Here is a 22605-nt window from a genome sequence, read left to right as displayed (position 1 = left end):
TGCTGAACGGCTAAACTGTGTAGGCAATGTATGAACAGACCCTACACAAAATATAAAGCTGAAGACGCCATTACCTTACATCCGTTAAGAAGTAAAGTATAACCCTGATCTTTTTAACTCTTTAACTCTTTAACTTCCAAACGCTCTAACTCCTCAACTCTGTGAACTGGCCTATCTGCACCAAGCAATTCGAACAATACCTGCGGCTCGAGAAGTCGCTGTCCGGCCACTCGGTGGAGGCATACCTGCGCGATGTGCGTAAGCTGGTAGATTTCCTGGATATGAAGCACCTGCAGGTGGCACCGGAGCGCATCACGCCGGCCATACTTCGGGAGTTTCTGCAGTGGGTGAACAAACTGGGCATGACGCCGCACTCGCAGGCGCGCACCCTCTCCGGCATCCGCGCTTTTTATAAATTCCTGATCATGGAAGACATGATGCAGACCGACCCGACCGACACAATAGAAGCGCCGAAGCTGAGCCGTAAGCTGCCCGACACGCTCAACTTTCATGAGATTGAGCAACTGCTGGCCGCCATCGACCTCTCTACGCCGGAGGGCACGCGCAACCGCGCCATGCTGGAAACGCTCTATAGCTCCGGCCTGCGCGTATCAGAGTTGCTGGACCTGCGCCTGAGCAACCTCTATGCCGATGCGGGTTTTTTGAAAGTAGCCGGTAAAGGCGATAAAGAGAGGCTGGTGCCCATTGGCCGCGATGCACTCAAGCATATTACCCTATACAGAGAGAGCGTGCGCTGCCATCTCACCATCAAAAAAGGCAACGAAGATATCCTTTTCCTTAACCGGCGGGGCGCTAAAATGTCGCGGGTAATGGTGTTTACCATCATCAAGGACCTGGCAGCCAAAGCGGGCATACAGAAAACGGTGAGCCCCCATACGTTCCGCCACTCGTTTGCCACACACCTGATTGAGGGAGGCGCCGACCTACGTGCGGTGCAGGAAATGCTGGGCCACGAGTCCATCACCACCACCGAAATCTATACTCACCTCGACCGTGATTACTTAAAACAGGTCATTAAAGATTTTCACCCAAGGAGCTAAGCTGATGCCTGATGGTAGGATAAGCTATACTTTTGTAAGACATTTCTGAGCATATGAGTTTATTGACGGTAGCAGGTATAAGTATGATCGAAGAGGGGAGCGCGGTGTTGAAAGACATTAGCTTTACCCTGCAGGAGCTTCAGAAAATAGCCATAGCAGGCGAAACTGGCTCCGGCAAAAGTACCCTGCTGCAGGTTATAGCCGGGCTGGTGCAGCCCAGTGCAGGCCAGGTGCTCTTTGACGGCGAACGCGTGAAAGGCCCGACTGAAAAGCTGGTGCCCGGCCATCCGGGAATTGCTTATTTGTCGCAGCAGTTTGAGCTGCAGAAGTTTTTGCGGGTAGAGCAGGTACTAGCTTACGCCAATACCCTAACAGACGAGGAGGCAGCCAATATCTATGAGATATGCCGCATCAGCCATTTGCTTAAACGGCGCACAAATCAGCTGTCAGGAGGGGAACGGCAGCGGATAGCGTTGGCTAAACTGCTGGTCTCCTCGCCCAGGCTGCTGCTGCTTGATGAGCCTTTCTCGAACCTCGATACAGCTCACAAAGATACTTTAAAAGCTGTTATCCAGGCCATTGGCGACCAACTGGAGATCACCTGCATCCTTATCTCACATGACCCGCACGACACGCTGCCCTGGGCCGACGAAATCCTGGTGATGCGGGGCGGCCAGATATTGCAGAAAGGAACACCTGCGCAGCTTTACCGGCAGCCCGTTAACGAGTATGTGGCTGCGCTTTTCGGTAGCTACAACCTCATCGCTCCCGCACAGGCAAAAGCTTTTGCTGCGTTACCAAGCATGCAGGTAAACGGTAAAAGTATACTAATAAGGCCCGAAAGCTTTAGACTAGTTGCAGTAGGAAGTCAGGCGCTTGCGGGTACCGTTACCAAAGTAGCTTTCTTTGGCAGCTATTGCCAGTTAGAAGTGCAGCTTCCGGGCATAATGATTACGATGAAAACGGGAGATAACCACGTGAAGGCCGGGGACGAGGTATATGTTTCCTTCTCTCCGGATGCTGTATCCTACGTTTAGAACTACACGCCAAACTGCCGCAGGTGATGGTCCAGGTGCATCCAGGCAGCCAGGCCCCATTGCCGCGTGTTCAGGTTGCCAAAAGCCGGATGTGTTAAAGCAATAGGCGCTTTGTGGTTGCCGAATCTGTCCAGCAACTGCAGAAACCTTTGCTTTTCCACCGCAAACTGCCCGCTGTCAATTTTACCTTTCGTATCGTTGCGGGCAGCTCCCGGCAGGTTCTTCGGAAACTGCGGCACCACATACAGCGACAGGATGCGTAGGAGCCTTTGCTTTAAGGTCGACGGTTTACATTCCATGTCTCCATCCAGTACCTGGGCGGTGGTGAGATTGCAGTGGTGCAGCATTTCCGTTACGTTCATCTCTCCCCATTTTCCTTTACTATCTGCCTGCAGCGCATTGGCACGTGCCATCAGTTCTGCCGCGGTGGTCTTGTCTAATAGATTCTTTTTCATAGGATTATCTGTTGTGGCATTGCCTGTTTGATGGCGCAAAGGTAGTATAGCAGGTGCCTGAGCGCCGTTAACAATTGTAAAGAAAACAGGCAAGGCTACTGCATCAGGCGCCGTCTGATGCGGCTCAGCGAAACAGGCGTAATGCCCAGCAGGGAGGCAATCATGTGGTGGGGCACCCGCAGGAGCAGGTCGCCCTGTTGCGCTTCAAACTTACGGTACCGTTCTTCCGGGCTGTCCAGCACAAACGACGACAGCATCTGCTGCGCATTAATAAACCGCTGCTCGGCCACCTTTCGGGCTACGATGTGCATTTTTGGCAGGTCCTGATACAGCTGCTCCAGGCTGCTATGGTTGATTACCAGCAACGCACAATCCTCCAGCGTTTCTAAGGTCTGCAGGCTTGGCACCTGCCGCAAAAAGCTGTCGTAACTGCTGGCAAACAGATGCTCTTTAAAAATGTAGCCCGTCAGTTCTTCGCCATCTTTGGTATAGTATAGCCGCACTAGCCCTTTGTTTATAAAATATAGCTCCTGCGCCACCTTGCCCTCCGCTGCCAGCACAAACTTCTTCGGAACCTGCCGGAACGTGAAGGCGCGCTCCAGCACTTGCTTCTCCTGCGCAGTAAAAGAAATAAACGGGCTCATGTACTGGTACAAGGCATCGAACATAACAGACGGCATAGGCGTGGGAAGGAGGAAGGTACACTTTTTTGATGAAAAAGAGGCGTTGCATGTTAGCGATGATGCCAGGCTAAGATAATCTCCCTTTCCTAAGTACTTTCTACTTTCCTTTTTATCTTTGCCAGCAACATAAACTTAATTCTGCAGCCGTGTATAAAAGCCTTCTCCGCCCGCTGCTCTTTCAGCTCGACCCTGAAAAAGTACACTACCTCACCACCGATGCTGTTAGAGCTGCCTACAAGCTGCCTTTTGCTGCCAGCCTGAGCCAGCGCCTATTTCAGGTACAGAACCCGCGGCTGGAGCGGGAATTGTTTGGGCTAAAGTTTCCGAACCCGGTCGGGCTGGCCGCAGGCTTTGATAAGGATGCCAAACTGGTGGATGAGCTGGCCGCTTTTGGATTCGGCTTTATTGAGATTGGCACTCTCACGCCCAAACCGCAGCACGGCAACGAGAAGCCCCGCCTGTTTCGCCTGCCGCAGGATCAGGCAATTATCAACCGCATGGGCTTTAACAACGAGGGTGTGGATGCGGCAGTAAGAAGGCTGGAGAAGCGAAAGAGCAGCGTGATCGTGGGCGGCAACATCGGCAAAAACAAGGTAACGCCCAATGAAGAGGCCCTCAATGATTACCTTTACTGCTTTAAAGCCTTGTTTGACGTGGTGGATTACTTTGTGGTAAACGTCAGCTCACCCAATACCCCCGACCTGCGGGCGCTGCAGGACAAGGAGCCGCTGCAAAGGCTGTTGCTGTCGCTGCAGGAGGAAAACCAGAAGCACCGCCAGCCCAAGCCCCTGCTGCTCAAAATAGCCCCGGATCTGAACCTCAACCAGCTCAACGACATCATCGAGATTGCCATAGAAGCCCGGCTCAATGGCCTGATTGCCACAAATACGACTATTGGCAGGCAGGGCCTGTATACGCCGGCGCAGCGGATCAGCGAGATTGGGATGGGAGGCCTGAGCGGCAAACCCTTAACACAGCATGCCACGCAGGTAATCCGCCACCTGCGCACTTTTCTGCCCGAGGAGATCCTGCTTATTGGCGTCGGGGGCATCATGACCCCGGAAGATGCCGTGGAGAAGCTACAGGTAGGCGCTGACCTGGTGCAACTGTATACCGGTTTCATCTACGAAGGCCCCGGTCTTGTGAGTCGCATCAACAAAAAGCTGCTGGAGCAGTAGGCAGGCTTTATCCAACCACCCCTGCCCCTCAGAGCTACGCTCGCAAGCTTCGAACTCACGTTCTCGCTTGTCTAAGGAGGGGAGTTCTGTCGCTGCTTTGGAGAAGTATAAGTTTTGTAGTTACGGCTGTTGAAGAAGTATAGTATAGGCTTTGCTCGTAGTGCTGATTTGTCCCTTCGGCCAGAGAAATCAGAAACTTCACCTTCACCTCAAGTCACGACTCTGGAGATTCGCGCCAGTACACTAGTAATTTATACTTCAGCTAAAGTAAAAACAGCAGCTATTGGAGAGATTCCAGTCCTTTGGTTGAGCGCCTTGGCGGGTTGCGGTGCCCGTAAGGGGGCAGCCCGCAGCGAAGCGAGGAGCAGCTTCACGCCACCGCGCGATGCCCTTGTCGGGGGCCCCTGCACCCCCAGAACGTGGCCTCCCGGCCATGAGGGTACCAAAGCGAAAGATAAAACAAGGCAAGTATAAAACTGAGGAAGAACGAGAGCAAGTAAGGATAGCTAGTTAGATAAAGTATAAAGCAGCAGCTACCAAGTATAGCCTGAAAGTATAACTGAGAACCAGCAGCTGATAAGTATAGCCTGAGAATAAAAGCAGGCAGCAAGTACAGCCGCCACAGCTGCAACTAACTCCCATCAAAAGCTACAATTAGAAGAAAGATCACCTGAAGATGACAGAACTAAACCAGCAGCTATACATACTTCAGTATTGAATTTATCCTATACTTATTCCCTCACTAAATTTAAAAACGAAACAGCTTTCCTGAACGCATTCTTCCAAAAAAATGTAAATTTGGAATCTTAACTTTAGTCAAGGGGTATGGCCAAGAACACTTACAGAAACGATACGCTGCAAGCAGGGCGGAAGAACGAGGTGCGGGGTAAGAACGAGCCGCGCGGAGCAAATGTACCGGTAGGGGAGAAGCCGAAAAAAGCGAAAAAGAAGATGTCTTTGAAGCTGCCGACGCTGCCCCGTATCCGCATTGGCTTCCTGAAAGACAAGCGCTTTAAGCTGTTTATCGGCTTTACGTTGCTGCTGCTTTCCTTCTTTTTAACCATCGCCTTTGTGTCGTACCTGTTCACCGGGCCTGCCGATCAGAGCGTGGTGGAATCGGTGAACGGCACCGGTCTGAAAGAATCGGGACAGGAGGCGGAGAACTGGTTAGGTTTGTTCGGGGCCTGGGTGTCGCACCTGTTCATTTACGACTGGCTGGGCATCGGTGCCTTTTTTGTGATTCCGGTGCTATTCTTTGCTGGGCTGCGCATTGTGTTTAAGCGCGTCACGGTATCTATGACCTATATCCTGGGCCTGTGTAGTTTCAGTGCACTGTGGCTGAGCCTGACGCTGGGCTATACCGTGTTTTCGCTTCATGCCGTGGATAACCTTGGCTTTATGGGCGGCGGCATCGGCATTGAAACAGCCATCTGGCTCAACAGCCTGATTGGCTGGGGCTCCTGGCTGCTGCTGGGTTTCCTGCTGCTGGTGTTCCTGGTTGGCTTTTTTAACATCACAAGTATAAACTGGGCTCCGAAAGCAGCGGCAGTGCCAGCGGAAGATGCGGCACCTGAGAAAAACTATGCTTCGTCTTTGGGCGATGTGTTGAGCTACAAGTCGCGGGGCGTTAACCATAATGCCGACCCGACTGCCTCGCTGGAAGTTGAGGAAGACGAAGAAGAGGTGCCGTTTGAGGTAGAAGAGGACGAGGAGATAAACCGGGCGTTGGAAATGGAACTGAGTGCGCTGGAGAAAAAGCCGGAAGCACCTGCCAAACCGGCTGCTCCTGCCCTGGAGCTGGACATTGACCTGCCCGAAGATGCAGAACTGGAGGAAGTGTTTGAGTACTCCGAGGAGCCTGAGATGGCGTTGCAGATAGAAGAAACGCCGGAAGAGGAGGAGTCGGAACATATCGCCGGCGAGAATTACGACCCGACATTAGACCTAGCCCGCTACCAGTACCCGCACATCGACCTGCTGACCGACTACGGCAGCAGCAAGATCCAGGTGACGAAGGAGGAATTGGAGGCGAATAAGGACAAGATTGTGGACACGCTGGGTCACTACAACATCAGCATCGCCAGTATCAAAGCCACCATTGGGCCGACAGTAACACTGTATGAGATTGTGCCGGACGCGGGCGTGCGTATTTCCAAGATCAAGAACCTGGAGGATGACATCGCCCTGAGCCTGGCCGCACTTGGTATTCGTATCATTGCCCCGATTCCGGGCAAGGGTACAATTGGTATTGAGGTGCCGAACACCAAAAAAGAGATGGTGTCTATCAAATCCATTCTCGCCACAGAGAAGTTCATGAAGAGCGACATGGACCTACCGATTGCTTTTGGCAAGACCATTACCAACGAAGTATTTATTACAGATTTAGCCAAGATGCCGCACCTGCTGATGGCCGGTGCCACAGGCCAGGGTAAATCTGTTGGCCTTAACGCTATACTTACTTCGCTGCTCTACAAGCGCCATCCGTCGCAACTTAAATTTGTTCTGGTCGATCCGAAGAAGGTGGAATTGTCGCTGTTCAACAAGATCGAGCGCCACTTCCTGGCCAAGCTGCCCGACACGGATGAAGCGATCATCACCGATACCAAAAAGGTGGTGAACACGCTCAACTCGTTGTGTATGGAAATGGATATGCGCTACGACCTGCTGAAAGACGCCGGCTGCCGTAACCTGAAAGAGTATAACCGCAAGTTTGTGGAGCGCCGGCTTAACCCCAAAAAGGGCCACCGCTTTATGCCCTACATTGTGCTGGTAATAGACGAGTTAGCCGACTTGATGATGACAGCCGGCAAAGAGGTGGAAACGCCGATTGCCCGACTCGCGCAGCTGGCCCGTGCCATTGGTATACACCTGGTGGTAGCCACGCAGCGGCCGTCCGTAAATGTGATCACGGGTATCATCAAAGCCAACTTCCCGGCACGTATCTCCTTTAAAGTAACTTCGAAGATCGATTCCCGCACTATTCTGGATGCCGGCGGTGCCGACCAGCTGATCGGTCAGGGCGATATGCTTTTTTCCATCGGCTCGGATATGGTGCGCATTCAGTGTGCGTTTGTAGACACGCCGGAAGTAGACCGCATCTGCGACTTTATCGGGAACCAGCAGGGCTACAGCGATGCCTACCTGCTGCCAGAGTTTGTGGGCGATGAAAGTGGTAACGATAAAGCCGATTTCGACCCGAGCAACCGCGACCCGTTGTTTGAGGATGCCGCCCGTGTAATTGTACAGCACCAGCAGGGCAGTACCTCGCTGCTGCAGCGCCGCCTGAAGTTGGGCTACAACCGTGCCGGCCGCCTGATCGACCAATTGGAGTCGGCTGGCATTGTAGGACCGTTTGAAGGAAGCAAGGCGCGCGAAGTTTTAATTACCGACGAGTATAGTTTGGAACAGTTATTGAATACCCTGGGATAAGGAATCAATAACACGAAACTTAACATGAAAAGATTAACCTCTCTATTGCTGGCAGTGCTGCTGTTTGTGAACCTGGCCCATGCACAGCAAGACCCGAAAGCCAGCAAGATACTCAATGCGATGAGCCAGAAGTATAGCGCTATGAAGGCTTTCAAAGCTGATTTTGTGCAGGCGCTGGAAAATCCGTCAGCGAAGGTAAAAGAAACCATGCAGGGCAACATCCTGGTGAGCGGCGATAAGTATAGACTGAGCGTGAACGGGCAGGAGGTGATCAACGACGGCAAACTGATGTGGACCTATCTGAAAGATGCCAACGAAGTAACCATCACCGAGAATGATGCCGAAGCCGAGAGTATGTCGCCGAGCAAAATTTTCAACATGTATAAAAAAGGCTATAAGTATGCTTACGCCGGCACCGAGACAATGGATGGCGCCAAGTATGACGTGGTAGAGCTGTCGCCGGACGACCGTAGCAACCCCATTTTTAAGGTGCGCCTGTACATCAACCAGAAAGACAACACGCTGAAGAGCTGGCAAATGTTCCGCAACAACGGCAACCGTTATACTTATACCATCAAGAATTTCCAGGCCAATCCTACGTTGGCTTCCGATGCCTTTGCCTTTAATAAAACCAAGTATAAAGGCGTGAACGTGGTTGATCTGCGATAAGCATTTTACTTTGATATAGCGGAAAGGCTGCTCCAAACGGGGCAGCCTTTTTTGTTTTAGCGTGCTTACTGCACTTCGATCTGTTTCACAATATAATCGTTTATGCCGCGCCAGAACTTAAGGGTGTGGGTGCCTTTGGAAACAGGAGTATACGTATAAATGGCTTTGCGGGTAGGCAGGTTAAGCGTGCAGGCCTGGCCAGCATACACCGGGTAGACCGCAATCGTAACGACGCTGTCGAGCGTGGTGGTGCCAAAAGAACCAAGTTGACCACAGCCATTGGCTACTACAAAGTATACTTCCAGGGCAACAGATTCACCTACCACAGCGGTAGCAGGGCCTTCCACTTTGATAACAGAAGTAGGCTTAGCAAGTGGCACCACCTCTTCTTCGTCTCCGTGGCAACCAACAAAGAGCAGGGGAAATAGTAACAGCAAAGGCAGCATCCAGCGGTGTGTTTTCATAGCATTATGTAAGGGTTCGCTACTACGACCCTCGTTTTAGGGCAACAGTTGCATGTGCCTGTTACCCGATGCTATACCAGCCTGCCGGTTTACTCTACTTCCAGCGTTTGCGTGAGATAGGTGTTGTTGTCCTGCCAGAACCGGAGCGTATAAGTGCCTTTCTGCGGTGGCGTAAAAGTATAGTTAGCTGACCGTTGGGTGAGGGATGATCCGCAGTTCTTGCCTGCATATGCCGGGTAAGTTGTGATAGTATATTGATTCCCGTCTGTTTCCGTAGCAAACCTACCCAGTTTACCGCAGGCGTTCTGTACCATAAATGTTACTGTAACAGGTACTTCCTGTCCCGGAGTGGCTTTAGCCGGAACAGATGCCGTCAAGACAGGCACCGGCTGCGCTTCCGGCGTGACGGGTTCTTGCTGGCAGCTAGTGGCGTACCACAGCAGCACGAAGGATAAGATGTATAGCTTTTTCATAGTTCTGATAGTTAGGTTAATATGGTGGCGTTATAGTATAAAAACTACATTATCGGCACTAGGGTTGTGCCTGTTGAATGAAGTATGGTGTTTTCTGCAGAAGGTAAGATGCTGTTAAGATGATAAAACACAAGCATTTGGGACCTTGAGTGCACATCAGGCAAGATGAAGTGGCCGGAATGGCTGTAATGTTGTGCCAGCTTGACGATAGCAGAATAGTATAAAACCGGAGAAACGGATGCGGAGCCAGCCCTAGTATAAAGGTAGGTTAACCTGCCAACAGCTTGCGCGAGATAGCATTTGGCCTCACCACATAAAAGCCTACTTTTGTATAAACTAACCTCCGCCACCGCTATGACCAAAGAGCAGCTATTTGAACAGATCCTGCTGAAGAAATCCTACCTGTGCATTGGCCTCGACACCGATCCGCAGAAAATACCGCAGCACCTGCTGGACACCGAAGACCCGGTATTCGAATTCAACCGCCAGATCATCGAGGCCACGGCCGATCTGTGCGTCGCCTACAAACCCAACATCGCTTTTTATGAGGCGCAGGGGCCACGGGGTTGGGTGAGCCTGCAGCGCACACTGGAGATTATTCCGCCTGATATATTCACCATCGCCGATGCTAAACGCGGCGATATCGGCAACACCTCAGCGCTGTATGCCCGCGCTTTTTTCGAGCAGCTGGATTTCGATTCGATTACGGTGGCGCCCTATATGGGAGCCGACTCGGTGAAACCGTTTCTGAAACAGCCGGGCAAGTGGGTAATTCTGCTGGCGCTTACTTCTAACCCTGGCAGCCAGGATTTCCAGATGCTGCAGCTAGCGGATGGCAACGAGGAATACCTGTTTGAGCAGGTGCTGCGCACCAGTTCTACGTGGGCCACCCCGGGACAACTGATGTATGTGGTGGGCGCCACGCGGGCAGACTATGTGCAGCGCGTGCGGGTACTGGTGCCGGATCATTTTCTGCTGGTGCCGGGCGTGGGCGCGCAGGGCGGCAGCCTGGAGGAGATATCACGGTTAGGGATGAACCAGCAATGCGGTCTGCTGGTGAACTCCGCCCGCGCCATTATCTACGCCTCCTCCGGTACTGACTTTGCTGAAAAGGCCCGTGAAGCAGCTCTGGCTGTGCAGCTGGAGATGGAGGGATATTTGGAAGAGTATCTGATGAAGTAAGTATAAGCAGCTCAAAAAGAGTAGGCTGGCTTTTTTAATCAGCAGACCTTCTTCACATTCTATTTTGATATTGTGACGCCATTTACTCATCTTCACCTAGCAAAAACCAGCACCTGACGCTCTGCAATGAAAGAAGATTTCCTGCACTACATCTGGCAACACCAGTACTTTGATAAAACCGCGCTGGCAACGGCAGGTGGCGAGGCGGTGCAGGTTATCCGGACGGGCTTTTATAACACCGAAGCCGGGCCTGATTTCCAGGAAGCCATCCTTCGGATTGGAGCGGTGGAGTGGTCGGGGAGCGTAGAACTGCACCTGAAAGCATCGGACTGGTACCGCCACCAGCACCAGCAGGACCCCAAGTATGACCAGGTGGTGCTGCATGTGGTTTGGGAGGCAGATAAACCGGTGCTGCGGATAAATGGTACCCTTATCCCGGTGCTGGAGCTAAAAGGGCGCATTGCGCTGGGGCTGCTGCATACGTACGCGCAATTGCAGCAGTCGCGGGAGGCAATTCCTTGTGCTGCTTTCTGGCCAAGTATAAATGATATCACCAAGCGGATGATGCTGGAGCGGGCGCTGGTGGAGCGTCTCGAATCTAGAGGCGAAGAGGTGCTGCAACGCTATAAGGAAAGTGGCAATGATTGGGAGCAAACGGCCTATGGCTTACTGCTCCGAGGCTTCGGCTTTAAAACCAATCAACTTGCCTTTGAGCAACTGCATAAGGCGCTGCCGCTGGCCGTAGTGCGGCGCCACCAGCACAACCTGCTGCAACTGGAGGCGCTCCTACTCGGCCAGGCCGGTTTTCTGGACGAGGCAGAGGACAGTTACACTTTGGCACTTCGGAAAGAGTATACTTTCCTGAGCCACAAGTATAGCCTGCAGGAAAAAGCCATGCAGCGGCATCAGTGGAAGTTCCTGCGGATGCGTCCGGCCAATTTCCCGACAGTGCGCCTGGCCCAGTTGGCGGCCATGCTGCACCGGCACACAGCACTTTTTGCCTGTATGCTGGAGGCGCAATCAATCAAACAATATGAAGCGTTGTTCCGGCTGCCGGTTTCGGCTTATTGGCAGGAGCATTACATGCCGGGGCGTGCTGCCAAGTCGCCGCAACCTGCTATGGGGCGGAGCAGCGCACAGAACCTGGTGATCAATGTAGTTGTGCCTCTGCTGGCAGCCTATGCCAGTTACAGCAATGATAAATCATACTTAGACAAAGCCATCAGCCTGCTGGAGCAGTTGAAGGAAGGGAGCAACCGGATTACCCGCCAATATGAGGCGCTGGGCTGGCAGGCAAGCTCTGCCGCCGACAACCAGGCAGCCCTCAGCCTGCACAAACGGTACTGCGAGCCCATCAACTGTATGCGCTGTGCCATAGGCAACAAGATCATGAAACAAAACAGCACCGCCACGTGAGTATACCGGTTTATGTGCTGAATTTAAGTATACTGCTGGCTTTGGTGTGGCTGTTACAACGCCAGCACTGGGCGGTGGCATTGAAGCCCTACTTTTACCCGGCCTTGCTGCTCAAGCTGCTTTGCGGTGTGTTGCTGGGCCTGTTATACTTCGAGTACTATGGCCTTGGCGATACCATTGCGTATTACAAGGGCTCTCTTATACTCACGGAGCTTGCCCACAAAGATGCAGCTGCCTATAGCCGGCTGGTGTTTTTCAATGAGTTCAGCAGCGAGGCTTTCCGGGCTTCGATTCCGTACTCCCGTTTTCCGGGGTTTACCAATTCCTTTTTCTTTCTGAAGCTGCTGAGTCTGCTGAACCTGCTAACCGGTAGCTCCTACTACCTGGATGGGCTATACTTCTCACTTTTCAGTTTCTGGGGGGCAGGAAAGCTGACTGCTACTTTAAACCAGGCATTCCCCAGGTATAAACCAGCGGCTGTTATTGCCTTTTTATTTTTCCCGTCGGTTGTTTTCTGGAGCTCCGGCGTATTGAAAGACTCCCTGTTATTTGGCAGTATGTGTTGGCTCATTGCACTGGTGCTGCAACTTGGCCAGCGGCAACGTCCGTCTGTAGCAGCACGTTGGCTGGCCCCGTTGATGCTCCTGCTTTTTTACAGCATTAAGTTTTTTCTGGCTTATCTGCTGCTTCCCTTGTTGTTGCTATACCTGCTGTTCAAATATAACCCGCTACAGCTAAAGCCGGCGCAGCAGGTGCTGCTAATGGCTGCTGCAGTTGGGGTGTTGGCAATGGCCGGCCTGCTGTTCTTTAAAGTATATGCGCAAGGCTTCTTTTACCGGAATGTAGTAGAAGGGTATGCGTTTATGCTGGCCCATTCGCTGGATAAACCCCACATCGAATTCCACGATTTAGCCCCTGGTATAAAGAGCTTCGTGCTTCATGCCCCGGAAGCTGCGCTGAGTAGCATCTACAGGCCGTTTGTGTGGGAGAATAGTAATATGCTCTACCTGGCGCTGGCGCTGGAGAACCTGGTTCTATTGCTGCTTACGGTGCTGGCGCTGCTCTCTGCTGTGCGAAAAAGGAAAGTCCGTATCACCCTGGAGCAGGTGCTTTTTGGAGCCATAGTATTGTTCCTGGCGGTGCTTTTCGGCCTGAGTACGCCTAACTTTGGCACGCTGAGCCGCTATCGTATCGCCTTCCTGCCTTTTCTGGTCTACCTGTTGCTCCAAAGCCATTATACCCAGGCACTCCTACGAAAGCTCAGGTAGAAGCCCCGAGACGGACGCTTTCTAACTCCCTCTCTTTTTCGTACCTTTGCGCTTTATTTAAAAGGAAGCTATGCAAAATCCTGTGATAATTATTGGAGCCCAAAAGTTGGGAACAGCCGTGCTGGATATTTTTAACAGCAACAACGTGATCGTGTACTGCTTTCTGGACGACAGCCAGAAGCTGCAGCAGCAGGAGGTAAACAACGTGGCTGTCATGAGCAGCACCGAAGACGGGGAGTTTCTGAAGATGATCGGCAAGAAATGCGATGTATTTGTAGCCATGGAAGATTCCGCGGCACGGAAAGGCATGATCAAGTTGCTGAAAGAAGAGTACGAGGCGGTGCCGGTCAATGCCATTCACCGGTTTAGTGCTGTGTCGGAAAACGCGTGGCTGGGCCACGGCAATATGGTGGCAGCAGGTGCCATCATAAACAACAACGCGAAAATTGGCAACAATTGCCTCATTCATTCCCGCGCGCTGGTAGACAGTAACACCGAACTCGGCAACTTCGTGGAAGTTGGCCCGGGCGCCATCATCAACTCTGAAGTAGTGATAGAAGAAGGTGCTTTTATCGGAACGGGCGCTGTAGTTGTAGCCGGCGTGAAGATCGGAAAGAATGCCCGCGTGGGTGCCGGCTCAGTGGTAGTGGCCAATGTGCCCGCCAAAGCGACGGTGTTTGGAAACCCGGCAGCCCCTGTAAAGTAAACTTTTATACTTGCTGCCGCTGTTACAGAACTGATAATAATCATTTTGCAGCTGGCTGGTAAGCAGTAGCTTTGCAAGCTGATTTCAAAGACGTGGAATAACCTGGAAAGTAAATCCTGTGCATCCACTACTCCTGATTCAGACAAAAATAAAAAAATAGTTAAAACTCAACCTCAAACACTTAGTTGAAGCTAAGCAGTTATGAACCAACCCTATAGCATTTTACTGTACTACTGCTACACTCCGATAGCAGATCCGGAGGCGTTTCGCGAAGAACACCACCTCCTGTGCCTGGACCTGAATATCCTGGGCCGTATCATCGTGTCTAAAGAAGGCCTGAACGGCACTGTTTCCGGCTTGCGGGAGGATTGTGAGAAGTACATAGCATTTATGAAAGCCGATCCGCGCTTTTCCAAGACTGATTTCAAAGTTGATTACGCTGACAAGCACGCGTTTGCTAAGTTGCATGTGCGTACCAAAGCCGAGATCGTGCATTCCGGCCTGCTGCACATCGACCCGAACCAGCGCACCGGTAAGCACCTGTCACCCCAAGAGTTTAAGGAGATGAAGGACCGCGACGATGTGGTGGTACTGGATGTGCGTTCGGATTATGAACACAGTGTCGGGCATTTCAGGAACGCCATCACGTTGCCGATTGAAAACTTCCGGGAGTTTCCGGAGAAAATAGACGAGCTGAAGGCAAAGTATAAAGACAAGAAAATCCTGACCTACTGCACCGGCGGCATTAAGTGCGAGAAAGCCAGCGCCTTCTTGCTGGAGCAGGGCTTCGAGAACGTGTACCAGCTACATGGCGGCATCATCAAGTATGGCATGGAAGCAGGCGGCGAGGATTTTGAAGGCAAGTGCTACGTGTTCGATAACCGTGTGGCTGTGGAGGTGAACAAGGTGAACCCCACTGTTGTATCTGAATGTCATGTTTGCGGCACTAAGAGCGACCGCATGGTAAACTGTGCCAACCCGGTGTGCAACCTGCATGTGCCCATCTGCGAAAATTGCGGCTGGGAGTTAGACGGCGCCTGCTCTCCGGCCTGTAAAGAGCACCCTGAAAAGCGTCCGTACGACGGCACTGGTTACTATCAGAAAGAGATGAACGGCTATAATCCGCTGAAAGGCTTTAACCGCAGGCAGAAAAAAGACGTATCCATATAAGTATTCTCAAAAGCTACAGAAAAGCGCGTGCCCGAAAGCCGCGCTTTTCTTTTTTTTATACCTTGTCCTCTTAAACGCTACAGAACTGCTATGGCTGCCATTCCCGCATCAGAACTCATTATTAATCCTGACGGAAGCATTTACCACCTCAATCTACTGCCGGAGCATATCTCCGACACTATCATAACAGTGGGCGATCCGGACAGGGTAGCCAAAGTGAGCCGCTATTTCGATGAAATAGAAGTAAAGGTGGCCAAGCGCGAGTTTGTGACGCACACCGGCTATTACAAAGGCAAGCGCCTGACCGTGATCTCGACAGGTATGGGCACCGATAACATTGACATCCTGATGAATGAACTGGATGCGCTGGTAAACATCGATTTTGTGTCGCGCGAGCCTAACGAGGAGAGCATCACGCTGAAGATCGTACGGATAGGCACCTCTGGCTCTTTGCAGCAAACTGTGCCGCTGGGCAGCCACCTGGCTTCGCACACCGCCGTAGGCCTGGATTCGCTGATGGCTTTTTACCCCCTGGAGCAGACAGCACAGGAGCAACAGATTACCAAAGCGCTGCAGCAGGAACTGGGCCTCGGCTTTCAGCCATACTTTGTTACCGGCTCACAAAGCCTGATCCGGCAAATAGCCTTCGACATGCTCCCCGGCAATACACTGACCTGTCCTGGCTTTTACGCGCCGCAGGGCCGGGTGCTGCGTGCCGGCCTGCGCAACGACGCCCTGCTGCAAACCTACCACAACTTCCGGCAGGATGATTTTAAGTTTACCAATTTCGAGATGGAAACAGCCGGCTACTATAGTATGGGCCGCCTGCTGGGCCACGAGGTCCTGTCGCTTAATGCTATTGTAGCCGATCGGGTGGCGCATACCTTTGCCGCCAACGCCGACGAGGTAATCGACGACCTTATCGTGAAGGTGCTGGATCGGATCTAAAATATTTGTGTTAACTCATCATTGGCATTCCTGACAAGTATGGAGCGAAATGCTCTGGCGCCTTATACTTGAAAGTATGTCGGGCTTTAAGTTTTTCCGGCTTTCTGCTCTTTCGGACATCCATGTCAGAAAGCTCTCTGTCAGGGATTTCCTAATCCCTCTATTCTGGCTAGCCAACAAGATGACAAAGAAGTATGGAACAGCAGAGGGCTCCTAAAGCCAGGCCGGCAATAAAAAAGCAAGCCATATCGGCTTGCTTTTGGTTTTTACAGCTGTTAACAGTAGGAAAGAGCTTCTTTTAGAAGAATTCAATGCCCATAATGGCGATAATCGGAATCGCACAGGCTGCTTTCAGCATGATGAACTTCTCATCCAGCGCCCAGATCGTGGTGTCTACCCGCTTCGGCGCACCATCTGCTGTTTGAAAAGTGATCTCCACTTTGCCGTGATAGGCGTTGCCCAGGGAGGCGGCGCGGTTCAGGTCCCACAGGCGTTTCTTACGGGCTTCCGCGTCGGTCAGTACGTCCTCATGCGGAAAGTGAAATGCCGGTATAGCTTCTTTCTCCACCAGCGGTATAGCGTTCAAAAGTGATTCCATGTGTTGTTTAAGGTTATAGATACTACCTACACTAAGATAAACTAATGTATAGAGGATAGCTAATATTGTGCCGTAATTTTATAGCTGCTGTAAAAAAGCCAACGTGTCAATGCCATCGGCATAATCCCACACCATAGGGCGCGGTGTCTGGCCGAACGGAATGCTGCCTTCCAGCCAGCCATGTGCCGATACGATGCATTGTACCTGGTCTTTGACAGCAGCCAGTTTCTGGCGCAGGTCTGCCAGCGAAGTGAACGTATCATAAAATAGCACCGAGATAGGAGAGATCATTGCCTCGCTCTGCTGCACCAGCATAAACCCATTGTCGAAGTGGGGTACGCGGTTTACCAGCAGCAGCGATTTGTTATAGTCGTAGTTGTTCTGGTATCGGTGCTGGTCCAGCAGGCTGATGTATGGGGCATTGGCTTCAAAGAGTTTATCGAACGTGTATCCCTCCGGCACCAGCACTTTAGATACGCTGCGGGAGCCCAGACCATAATAGCGGAAAATATCCTCACCCAGGGCCCGCAGATCGTCGGCCTCTTCGTGGCCTGTCAGCACGCCTATACTTGTCCGTTGCTTGCGGATGATGTGCGGGCGATTGGCAAAGTAGTGCTCAAAGTAGCGCACAGAGCTGTCAGAACCAATCGTTAGGGTGGCGATCATGGCATCAGCATCCTTCAACAGGTCCGCAAACTCAAAGCGGTTGGCAAAAGCGGGCTCAATGGCAATCAGCATGTTGGCCAAGCGCCGCATCAGGACCTCATCGTCATTATTTAGCTTGGCCAGCAGGTAATGGCCGCTGATCAGCACCGCCATAAAATCATGAAAGCCCACCAGCGGCATGTTGCCGGCCAGTACCACCCCAACTTTTTTAGGTGTAACCTGTTTGAGGTGATAGGGGTAAAGCCACTCACGGAGGTACTGTTCCTCCAACAGCAGAATAATGCCGTCAATGGCACTGGAGACATTGGCTTCGTCAAACCAGGGATTACGCGATTGTGCGAGACGTGCCCAGTCCTTTCTTTCTTCTGAGGTCAGGCGCTGGAGTTGTTTCCCGAGTTCTACGAAAGCTTCAATTCTGTTCTCTAGTATCATGGCGGATTTGGTGGCTATGTAAAAATAATTTGAAACGATACTTATTGTTTCTAATTTTGTTGATTAACAAAAGAAGCTTACAAAAGTATAAAAAATATACAGGAGATACGACTATGGCGATAATGATAACTGACGAGTGCATAAACTGCGGCGCCTGCGAACCGGAATGCCCGAACACTGCCATTTACGAAGGTGGCATGGATTGGACCTGGGGCGGTGGCACGGATTTGAAAGAGGTAGAGATTGACGGCGGCGATATAATTGCCGGCGATGCGCCGCAACCGCCCATTTCAGACGAGTTTTACTACATCGTTTCAGATAAATGTACGGAGTGCATGGGCTTCCACGAAGAGCCGCAGTGTGCTGCTGTTTGCCCTGTGGACTGCTGCGTAGACGACCCAGACTACCGCGAGACAGAGGAAGAACTCTTGGCGAAAAAAGACTGGCTGCACCAGGCCAGCTAAGTATAAGGCTGCAATGGCTTGAAAGCCTGCCGCTCCGGCAGGCTTTTTTATTTATATGCTACAAAGTGCGGATAATACGATGGAAGGAACTGTTTACGAGGGCAAGACCTTCGACAAAATATTGTACCCCGGCAAAGCGATAAAGAACCGCGAGTTTGAGACGTGTACCTTTAAGAACTGCGACTTCTCCAATGCTGATTTTTCGGTGAACCGCTTTACCGACTGCGTCTTTATTGGTTGTAACCTGGCATTGCTGAAGCTAAACCGCAGCACCCTGAGCCATGTGGTATTTAGGGAATGTAAGCTGACGGGGATCAATTTCAGCGAATGCGGCGAAGCTCTTTTCACGGTCCGTTTCGAAAGCTGCTTTCTGGATTACGCTTCTTTTGTGAACAGGAAAATGCCTAAGACACTGTTCAGCAGCACTTCCTTAAAAGGGACGGACTTTACCAATGCGACGCTTACGAGCGCCGTATTCGATAATACGAACCTAGAAGGAGCCGTCTTCAGCGGCACACAACTCAGCAAAGCCAATTTTTTAACAGCTTACAACTATACCATCGATCCGGAGATGAATTACCTGCAGAAAGCCCGGTTCTCGCGGCACGGCATCGCCGGCCTGCTCACCAAGTATAACCTGGAGATAGAATAACCCCGGCCAAGTATAGCCCGAACTTTTATCCTGCCAGGCCAAGTCTGCAAGTATAACTCGCGACGATGGGAGCGTGGTAAACCTTAAATATGCCCTTTAGCTATATTCATACTTCTTTATTTACCAAGTGATTGGGATGGAATCGGCGGTCTCTTGCTTTCCGCTTTCGTAAGTTATGGTTATGCTAAAAATATGTTTGTAGGAACCGGTAGGTTTTTCAACCAGTGCAAAAGTACTCAGCCTGGAGTTCAGAAACTCATTTCCGCTCAGGCTGTTAATAAGCGCGATAACCTGCGTCAGGGGCAGGGCAGGAGCACTCCTGTCGCGGAACGCTACCACCTTTCGATTTAGTGGCTGGCCCGCAGCCACCTCGTTAAAAGGATGATCGCTGGTGATGGTTATATCTTTGATCTTGTCGTTTAGCTGCGTTAGGTGTGGAGAAAAATCACAACTTGTGGCCAGGGCTGTAGGCTGCAAAGAAAACGCGGGACGGTGTACGGCCAGTAAAAAATTAAAGTCCATCAAGATCAATAATGTATCCTCAGCGTAAGTGCTGTTCGGTGCAATAAGGTAATCGTCATGGGGCCCCATGGATGGTCTAATGAAGTTTTCCTGTGCCAGGCCTATATGCTCCAGCTTAAGCAAGTATGGCCCGCTTGGGTTTTCGGGACAGCAGGCGATAGGAATGATGCCCGTCAACACAAGAAGCAGTAGGATAGTTTTCTTAAGCACAATATCGGGAAAGTTTGTTTTTAGATCATATAATCTATAGAAATGTAGGAAAAATAGCGCTATTTATCCTTCCATTTTTTGAATACTTTTCTTCCAAAATCGCTTCTGGTTTGCTCCGTTGTGTTTTTAGGTAATTCATCACACGTAATTGCCGCAGAATCTCTAATTTTGCTTTATCCGAGGCAAACAGGAAAATAACTTATAAGATGTCGATTTCAACAAAATATAACCCCAAAGAGGTAGAAAAGAAGTGGTACGACAGCTGGATGCAGCACGGCTTCTTCCATTCAGAGCCCAATCCTAACAAAGAGCCTTATACGGTTGTCATTCCGCCGCCAAACGTAACGGGGGTGCTGCACATGGGCCACATGCTCAACAACACCATTCAGGACGTGCTGGTGCGCCGGGCGCGGATGCAGGGCAAGGAAGCATGCTGGGTGCCGGGTACCGACCACGCCTCTATTGCCACCGAAGCCAAGGTCGTAGCGATGCTGCAGGAGCGTGGCATCAGCAAAAAAGACCTATCCCGTGAGGAGTTCCTGCAGTATGCCTGGGAGTGGAAAGAGAAGTATGGCGGCATCATTCTGGAGCAGCTCAAAAAGCTCGGCGCCTCCTGCGACTGGGACCGTACCCGTTTCACAATGGAAGACGATATGAGTGCCGCCGTGATCGAGGTATTCGTAGACCTATACCGCAAAGGGCTGATCTACCGCGGTGTGCGCATGGTGAACTGGGACCCGAAAGGGGGCACTGCGCTATCAGACGAAGAGGTGATCCCGAAAGAAACGATGGCCAAAATGTACCACCTGCAATATGAGGTGGTAGGGGATAGCGCAACTAGCGACCAGACCTACATTACGGTTGCTACCTCCCGTCCCGAAACCATAATGGCGGACGTAGCTGTGGCGGTGAATCCGAACGATGCCCGCTATATTCACTTGAAGGGCAAGAAAGTACGTATTCCGCTGCTGGGCCGTGAGATCCCGATCATTCTGGATGAGTATGTAGCCATTGATTTTGGTACGGGTGCGCTAAAAGTAACTCCCGCCCATGACCTGAACGACTATGAACTGGGGCAGAAGCATCAACTGCCAACTATTGATATCCTGAACAACGACGGCACACTTAACGAGCAGGCAGTACTATACGTAGGCCAGGATCGTTTTGCTGCCCGCCGCAATATTGTAAAAGACCTGCAGGATGCCGGCTTGCTGGTAAAGGTAGAAGAGTACCAAAGTGTGCTGCAAACGTCGGAGCGTACGGGAGCCGTAATTGAGCCCCGGCTGTCGATGCAGTGGTTCTGCAAGATGAATGCTATGGCGCAGCCTGCCCTGGATGCCGTGATGAATGATGACATTCGCCTGTATCCGCCCAAGTTTAAGAACATGTACCGCTCCTGGATGGAGAACATCCGCGACTGGTGCATTTCGCGGCAGCTATGGTGGGGGCAGCGCATTCCAGCTTTTTACCTGCCTGATGGCTCTTTTGTAGTGGCTCGCACGGCTGAAGATGCGCTCGCACTGGCGCGTACTGAAAGTGGCAACGAGCAGCTGCAACCCGAAGACCTGCGCCAGGACGAAGATGTGCTGGATACGTGGTTCTCCTCGTGGTTATGGCCTATTTCTGTATTTGATGGCATCAAGGACCCCGACAATAAAGATATTTTATACTACTACCCGACCAACGACCTGGTAACGGCCCCGGAGATCCTGTTCTTCTGGGTGGCCCGCATGATCATGGCCGGTTACGAGTTCCGCAACGAGATGCCGTTCCGCAACGTGTACCTGACAGGCATTGTGCGCGACACGCAGGGTCGTAAGATGTCAAAGCAGTTGGGTAACTCGCCAGACCCGCTGGACCTGATCGAGCAGTATGGCGCCGACGGGGTGCGTACGGGCATGCTCTTCAGTTCGCCGGCTGGCAACGACCTGCTGTTTGATGAGAAACTGGTGGAACAGGGCCGTAACTTCAGCAACAAGATATGGAACGCCTTCCGGTTGATAAAAGGATGGGAAGTTGACGAAAACCTGCCTTGCCCGAATGCAACAGCGATCAAGTGGTTTGAGTCGCGCTTTAATGAGGCGTTTGTGCAGCTGGAAGATCATTTCAGTAAGTTCCGTATCTCGGATGCCTTGCTGTCAATTTATAAGTTGGTATGGGATGATTTCTGCTCCAATTACCTGGAAATGATAAAACCTGCTTACCAGCAGCCGGTTGACCAGCAGACGCTGACCGCTACTATCGGTCTGCTGGAGAATGTGCTGAAAGTGCTGCATCCGTTTATGCCGTTCATTACCGAGGAGATCTGGCATGAGTTGAAGGAGCGCAAACCAAAAGAATACCTAATCGTGGCGCCATGGCCCAAAAAAGACAAGTATGATAAGGTAATTGTAGCGGAAATGGAGCGCATGCTCAATGTTGTGGGAGCGATCCGGAACATACGCAACAGCAAGAATATTCCGAACAGCAAGCAACTTGACCTGGCTATTAAGGCTGCAAACGAGGCAAATTACCAACCGTTCCTAGTCATTATTGCCAAACTGGCTAGTGTGGCAAACATTACGTTTGTAACCGAGAACCTGGAAGGTGCCATCAGCTTTGTGGAAGCCGGCGATGAGTTCTTCATCCCGCTGGAAGGCAACATTGACCTGAAGGCAGAGCGGGAGCGCCTGCAGAAAGAGCTGGAGTATACCAAAGGCTTTCTGGTATCGGTGCAGAAGAAGCTGAGCAACGAACGTTTTGTAAGCGGTGCGCCAGAGGCAGTGATCAGCAACGAGCGCAAAAAACAGGCGGATGCGGAGGCAAAGATCTATGCCATTGAGCAGAGCCTTGCATCTTTGTAAGCCATACTATACCTCTAAATGACAAAGCGGCCGCATCTCTGAGGAGCGGCCGCTTTGTCATTTAGAGGTATTTGAAACC

The 22605-nt window shown here is 51.5% G+C and carries 21 protein-coding genes; 14 read left to right on the top strand and 7 right to left on the bottom strand.

Going from position 1 to position 22605, the window contains the following annotated elements:
• Positions 1-161: 161 nt before the first annotated feature.
• The gene (gene xerD, locus ABDW72_RS09220; protein ID WP_347158255.1) at positions 162-1061 is read left to right on the top strand and encodes a site-specific tyrosine recombinase XerD; all 900 of its coding nucleotides are present in this window, start codon (positions 162-164) and stop codon (positions 1059-1061) included.
• A gap of 53 nt (positions 1062-1114) precedes the next feature.
• Complete coding sequence (locus ABDW72_RS09215; RefSeq protein WP_347158254.1) at positions 1115-2098, top strand: ABC transporter ATP-binding protein; 984 nt, start codon at positions 1115-1117, stop codon at positions 2096-2098.
• A gap of 2 nt (positions 2099-2100) precedes the next feature.
• Here the strand turns inward: ABDW72_RS09215 and ABDW72_RS09210 are convergent, their stop codons facing one another.
• Both ABDW72_RS09210 and ABDW72_RS09205 read right to left on the bottom strand, forming a co-directional pair.
• Positions 2101-2553 carry a DUF1569 domain-containing protein gene (locus ABDW72_RS09210; RefSeq protein ID WP_347158253.1) on the bottom strand — a complete coding sequence of 151 codons (453 nt, stop codon included), beginning with the start codon at positions 2551-2553 and terminating at the stop codon, positions 2101-2103.
• Positions 2554-2648: 95 nt separating this feature from the next.
• The gene (locus ABDW72_RS09205; protein WP_347158252.1) at positions 2649-3233 is read right to left on the bottom strand and encodes a Crp/Fnr family transcriptional regulator; all 585 of its coding nucleotides are present in this window, start codon (positions 3231-3233) and stop codon (positions 2649-2651) included.
• A 149-nt stretch (positions 3234-3382) separates the two neighbouring features.
• Here ABDW72_RS09205 and ABDW72_RS09200 point away from each other — a divergent pair, with 149 nt between their 5' ends.
• From ABDW72_RS09200 to lolA1, 3 genes are all read left to right on the top strand, one after another.
• Positions 3383-4414, top strand: coding sequence for a quinone-dependent dihydroorotate dehydrogenase (locus tag ABDW72_RS09200; RefSeq protein WP_347158251.1), 1032 nt, complete (start codon positions 3383-3385; stop codon positions 4412-4414).
• Positions 4415-5239: 825 nt separating this feature from the next.
• On the top strand, positions 5240-7843 hold the full coding sequence (locus tag ABDW72_RS09195; protein WP_347158250.1) for an FtsK/SpoIIIE family DNA translocase: 2604 nt from the start codon (positions 5240-5242) through the stop codon (positions 7841-7843).
• Between the two features lie 24 nt (positions 7844-7867).
• The gene (gene lolA1, locus ABDW72_RS09190) at positions 7868-8512 is read left to right on the top strand and encodes an outer membrane lipoprotein periplasmic chaperone LolA1 (protein ID WP_347158249.1); all 645 of its coding nucleotides are present in this window, start codon (positions 7868-7870) and stop codon (positions 8510-8512) included.
• Positions 8513-8577: 65 nt separating this feature from the next.
• On the opposite strand, the gene ABDW72_RS09185 is transcribed toward lolA1, so the two are convergent.
• Both ABDW72_RS09185 and ABDW72_RS09180 read right to left on the bottom strand, forming a co-directional pair.
• The gene (locus ABDW72_RS09185; protein WP_347158248.1) at positions 8578-8976 is read right to left on the bottom strand and encodes a hypothetical protein; all 399 of its coding nucleotides are present in this window, start codon (positions 8974-8976) and stop codon (positions 8578-8580) included.
• An 89-nt stretch (positions 8977-9065) separates the two neighbouring features.
• A complete protein-coding gene (locus ABDW72_RS09180) occupies positions 9066-9449 on the bottom strand; it encodes a hypothetical protein (protein WP_347158247.1) in 384 nt (127 codons plus the stop codon).
• 354 nt (positions 9450-9803) lie between these two features.
• Here ABDW72_RS09180 and pyrF point away from each other — a divergent pair, with 354 nt between their 5' ends.
• The 6 genes from pyrF to ABDW72_RS09150 all read left to right on the top strand — a co-directional run bounded on the left by pyrF (position 9804) and on the right by ABDW72_RS09150 (position 16139).
• Positions 9804-10631, top strand: a complete 828-nt coding sequence (gene pyrF, locus ABDW72_RS09175; RefSeq protein WP_347158371.1) for an orotidine-5'-phosphate decarboxylase — start codon at positions 9804-9806, stop codon at positions 10629-10631.
• 126 nt (positions 10632-10757) lie between these two features.
• Positions 10758-12047 carry a DUF2851 family protein gene (locus ABDW72_RS09170; RefSeq protein WP_347158246.1) on the top strand — a complete coding sequence of 430 codons (1290 nt, stop codon included), beginning with the start codon at positions 10758-10760 and terminating at the stop codon, positions 12045-12047.
• Positions 12044-13315: a hypothetical protein gene (locus ABDW72_RS09165; protein WP_347158245.1), complete on the top strand. Its 1272-nt coding sequence runs from the start codon at positions 12044-12046 to the stop codon at positions 13313-13315. The genes ABDW72_RS09170 and ABDW72_RS09165 overlap by 4 nt, the downstream gene beginning before the upstream one ends.
• Positions 13316-13385: 70 nt before the next feature.
• On the top strand, positions 13386-14021 hold the full coding sequence (locus ABDW72_RS09160) for an acetyltransferase (protein WP_347158244.1): 636 nt from the start codon (positions 13386-13388) through the stop codon (positions 14019-14021).
• A 201-nt stretch (positions 14022-14222) separates the two neighbouring features.
• The gene (gene trhO / locus ABDW72_RS09155) at positions 14223-15191 is read left to right on the top strand and encodes an oxygen-dependent tRNA uridine(34) hydroxylase TrhO (RefSeq protein ID WP_347158243.1); all 969 of its coding nucleotides are present in this window, start codon (positions 14223-14225) and stop codon (positions 15189-15191) included.
• Positions 15192-15281: 90 nt separating this feature from the next.
• A complete protein-coding gene (locus tag ABDW72_RS09150) occupies positions 15282-16139 on the top strand; it encodes a nucleoside phosphorylase (protein ID WP_347158242.1) in 858 nt (285 codons plus the stop codon).
• 298 nt (positions 16140-16437) lie between these two features.
• Here the strand turns inward: ABDW72_RS09150 and ABDW72_RS09145 are convergent, their stop codons facing one another.
• The gene (locus ABDW72_RS09145) at positions 16438-16737 is read right to left on the bottom strand and encodes a hypothetical protein (RefSeq protein WP_347158241.1); all 300 of its coding nucleotides are present in this window, start codon (positions 16735-16737) and stop codon (positions 16438-16440) included.
• Positions 16738-16815: 78 nt separating this feature from the next.
• The gene (locus tag ABDW72_RS09140; RefSeq protein ID WP_347158240.1) at positions 16816-17835 is read right to left on the bottom strand and encodes an aldehyde dehydrogenase family protein; all 1020 of its coding nucleotides are present in this window, start codon (positions 17833-17835) and stop codon (positions 16816-16818) included.
• 113 nt (positions 17836-17948) lie between these two features.
• Between ABDW72_RS09140 and ABDW72_RS09135 the strand changes: the two genes are divergently transcribed.
• The gene (locus ABDW72_RS09135; protein ID WP_347158239.1) at positions 17949-18299 is read left to right on the top strand and encodes a 4Fe-4S dicluster domain-containing protein; all 351 of its coding nucleotides are present in this window, start codon (positions 17949-17951) and stop codon (positions 18297-18299) included.
• A 79-nt stretch (positions 18300-18378) separates the two neighbouring features.
• A complete protein-coding gene (locus ABDW72_RS09130) occupies positions 18379-18951 on the top strand; it encodes a pentapeptide repeat-containing protein (RefSeq protein ID WP_347158238.1) in 573 nt (190 codons plus the stop codon).
• A gap of 120 nt (positions 18952-19071) precedes the next feature.
• Here ABDW72_RS09130 and ABDW72_RS09125 read toward each other — a convergent pair whose 3' ends face one another.
• Positions 19072-19683 carry a hypothetical protein gene (locus tag ABDW72_RS09125; protein WP_347158237.1) on the bottom strand — a complete coding sequence of 204 codons (612 nt, stop codon included), beginning with the start codon at positions 19681-19683 and terminating at the stop codon, positions 19072-19074.
• Between the two features lie 206 nt (positions 19684-19889).
• Here ABDW72_RS09125 and ABDW72_RS09120 point away from each other — a divergent pair, with 206 nt between their 5' ends.
• Positions 19890-22526, top strand: a complete 2637-nt coding sequence (locus ABDW72_RS09120; protein ID WP_347158236.1) for a valine--tRNA ligase — start codon at positions 19890-19892, stop codon at positions 22524-22526.
• Positions 22527-22605 lie beyond the last annotated feature (79 nt).

This window comes from Pontibacter chitinilyticus (assembly GCF_039748935.1).
Classification (GTDB): Bacteria; Bacteroidota; Bacteroidia; order Cytophagales; family Hymenobacteraceae; genus Pontibacter; species Pontibacter chitinilyticus.
The sequence above is the reverse complement of the archived record's forward strand: the minus strand, read 5'-3'. Positions and strand labels throughout refer to the sequence as shown.

What these genes read in the sequence shown, in the direction of transcription:
- ABDW72_RS09180 (WP_347158247.1), bottom strand. Translation starts at nt 9,449, where the DNA reads ATGAAAAAGCTATACATCTTATCCTTCGTGCTGCTGTGGTACGCCACT.
- ABDW72_RS09150 (WP_347158242.1), top strand. Translation starts at nt 15,282, where the DNA reads ATGGCTGCCATTCCCGCATCAGAACTCATTATTAATCCTGACGGAAGC.
- ABDW72_RS09215 (WP_347158254.1), top strand. Translation starts at nt 1,115, where the DNA reads ATGAGTTTATTGACGGTAGCAGGTATAAGTATGATCGAAGAGGGGAGC.
- ABDW72_RS09145 (WP_347158241.1), bottom strand. Translation starts at nt 16,737, where the DNA reads ATGGAATCACTTTTGAACGCTATACCGCTGGTGGAGAAAGAAGCTATA.
- ABDW72_RS09135 (WP_347158239.1), top strand. Translation starts at nt 17,949, where the DNA reads ATGGCGATAATGATAACTGACGAGTGCATAAACTGCGGCGCCTGCGAA.
- trhO (WP_347158243.1), top strand. Translation starts at nt 14,223, where the DNA reads ATGAACCAACCCTATAGCATTTTACTGTACTACTGCTACACTCCGATA.
- ABDW72_RS09210 (WP_347158253.1), bottom strand. Translation starts at nt 2,553, where the DNA reads ATGAAAAAGAATCTATTAGACAAGACCACCGCGGCAGAACTGATGGCA.
- pyrF (WP_347158371.1), top strand. Translation starts at nt 9,804, where the DNA reads ATGACCAAAGAGCAGCTATTTGAACAGATCCTGCTGAAGAAATCCTAC.
- ABDW72_RS09130 (WP_347158238.1), top strand. Translation starts at nt 18,379, where the DNA reads ATGGAAGGAACTGTTTACGAGGGCAAGACCTTCGACAAAATATTGTAC.
- ABDW72_RS09205 (WP_347158252.1), bottom strand. Translation starts at nt 3,233, where the DNA reads ATGCCGTCTGTTATGTTCGATGCCTTGTACCAGTACATGAGCCCGTTT.
- ABDW72_RS09195 (WP_347158250.1), top strand. Translation starts at nt 5,240, where the DNA reads ATGGCCAAGAACACTTACAGAAACGATACGCTGCAAGCAGGGCGGAAG.
- ABDW72_RS09140 (WP_347158240.1), bottom strand. Translation starts at nt 17,835, where the DNA reads ATGATACTAGAGAACAGAATTGAAGCTTTCGTAGAACTCGGGAAACAA.
- ABDW72_RS09120 (WP_347158236.1), top strand. Translation starts at nt 19,890, where the DNA reads ATGTCGATTTCAACAAAATATAACCCCAAAGAGGTAGAAAAGAAGTGG.
- ABDW72_RS09160 (WP_347158244.1), top strand. Translation starts at nt 13,386, where the DNA reads ATGCAAAATCCTGTGATAATTATTGGAGCCCAAAAGTTGGGAACAGCC.
- lolA1 (WP_347158249.1), top strand. Translation starts at nt 7,868, where the DNA reads ATGAAAAGATTAACCTCTCTATTGCTGGCAGTGCTGCTGTTTGTGAAC.
- ABDW72_RS09170 (WP_347158246.1), top strand. Translation starts at nt 10,758, where the DNA reads ATGAAAGAAGATTTCCTGCACTACATCTGGCAACACCAGTACTTTGAT.
- ABDW72_RS09185 (WP_347158248.1), bottom strand. Translation starts at nt 8,976, where the DNA reads ATGAAAACACACCGCTGGATGCTGCCTTTGCTGTTACTATTTCCCCTG.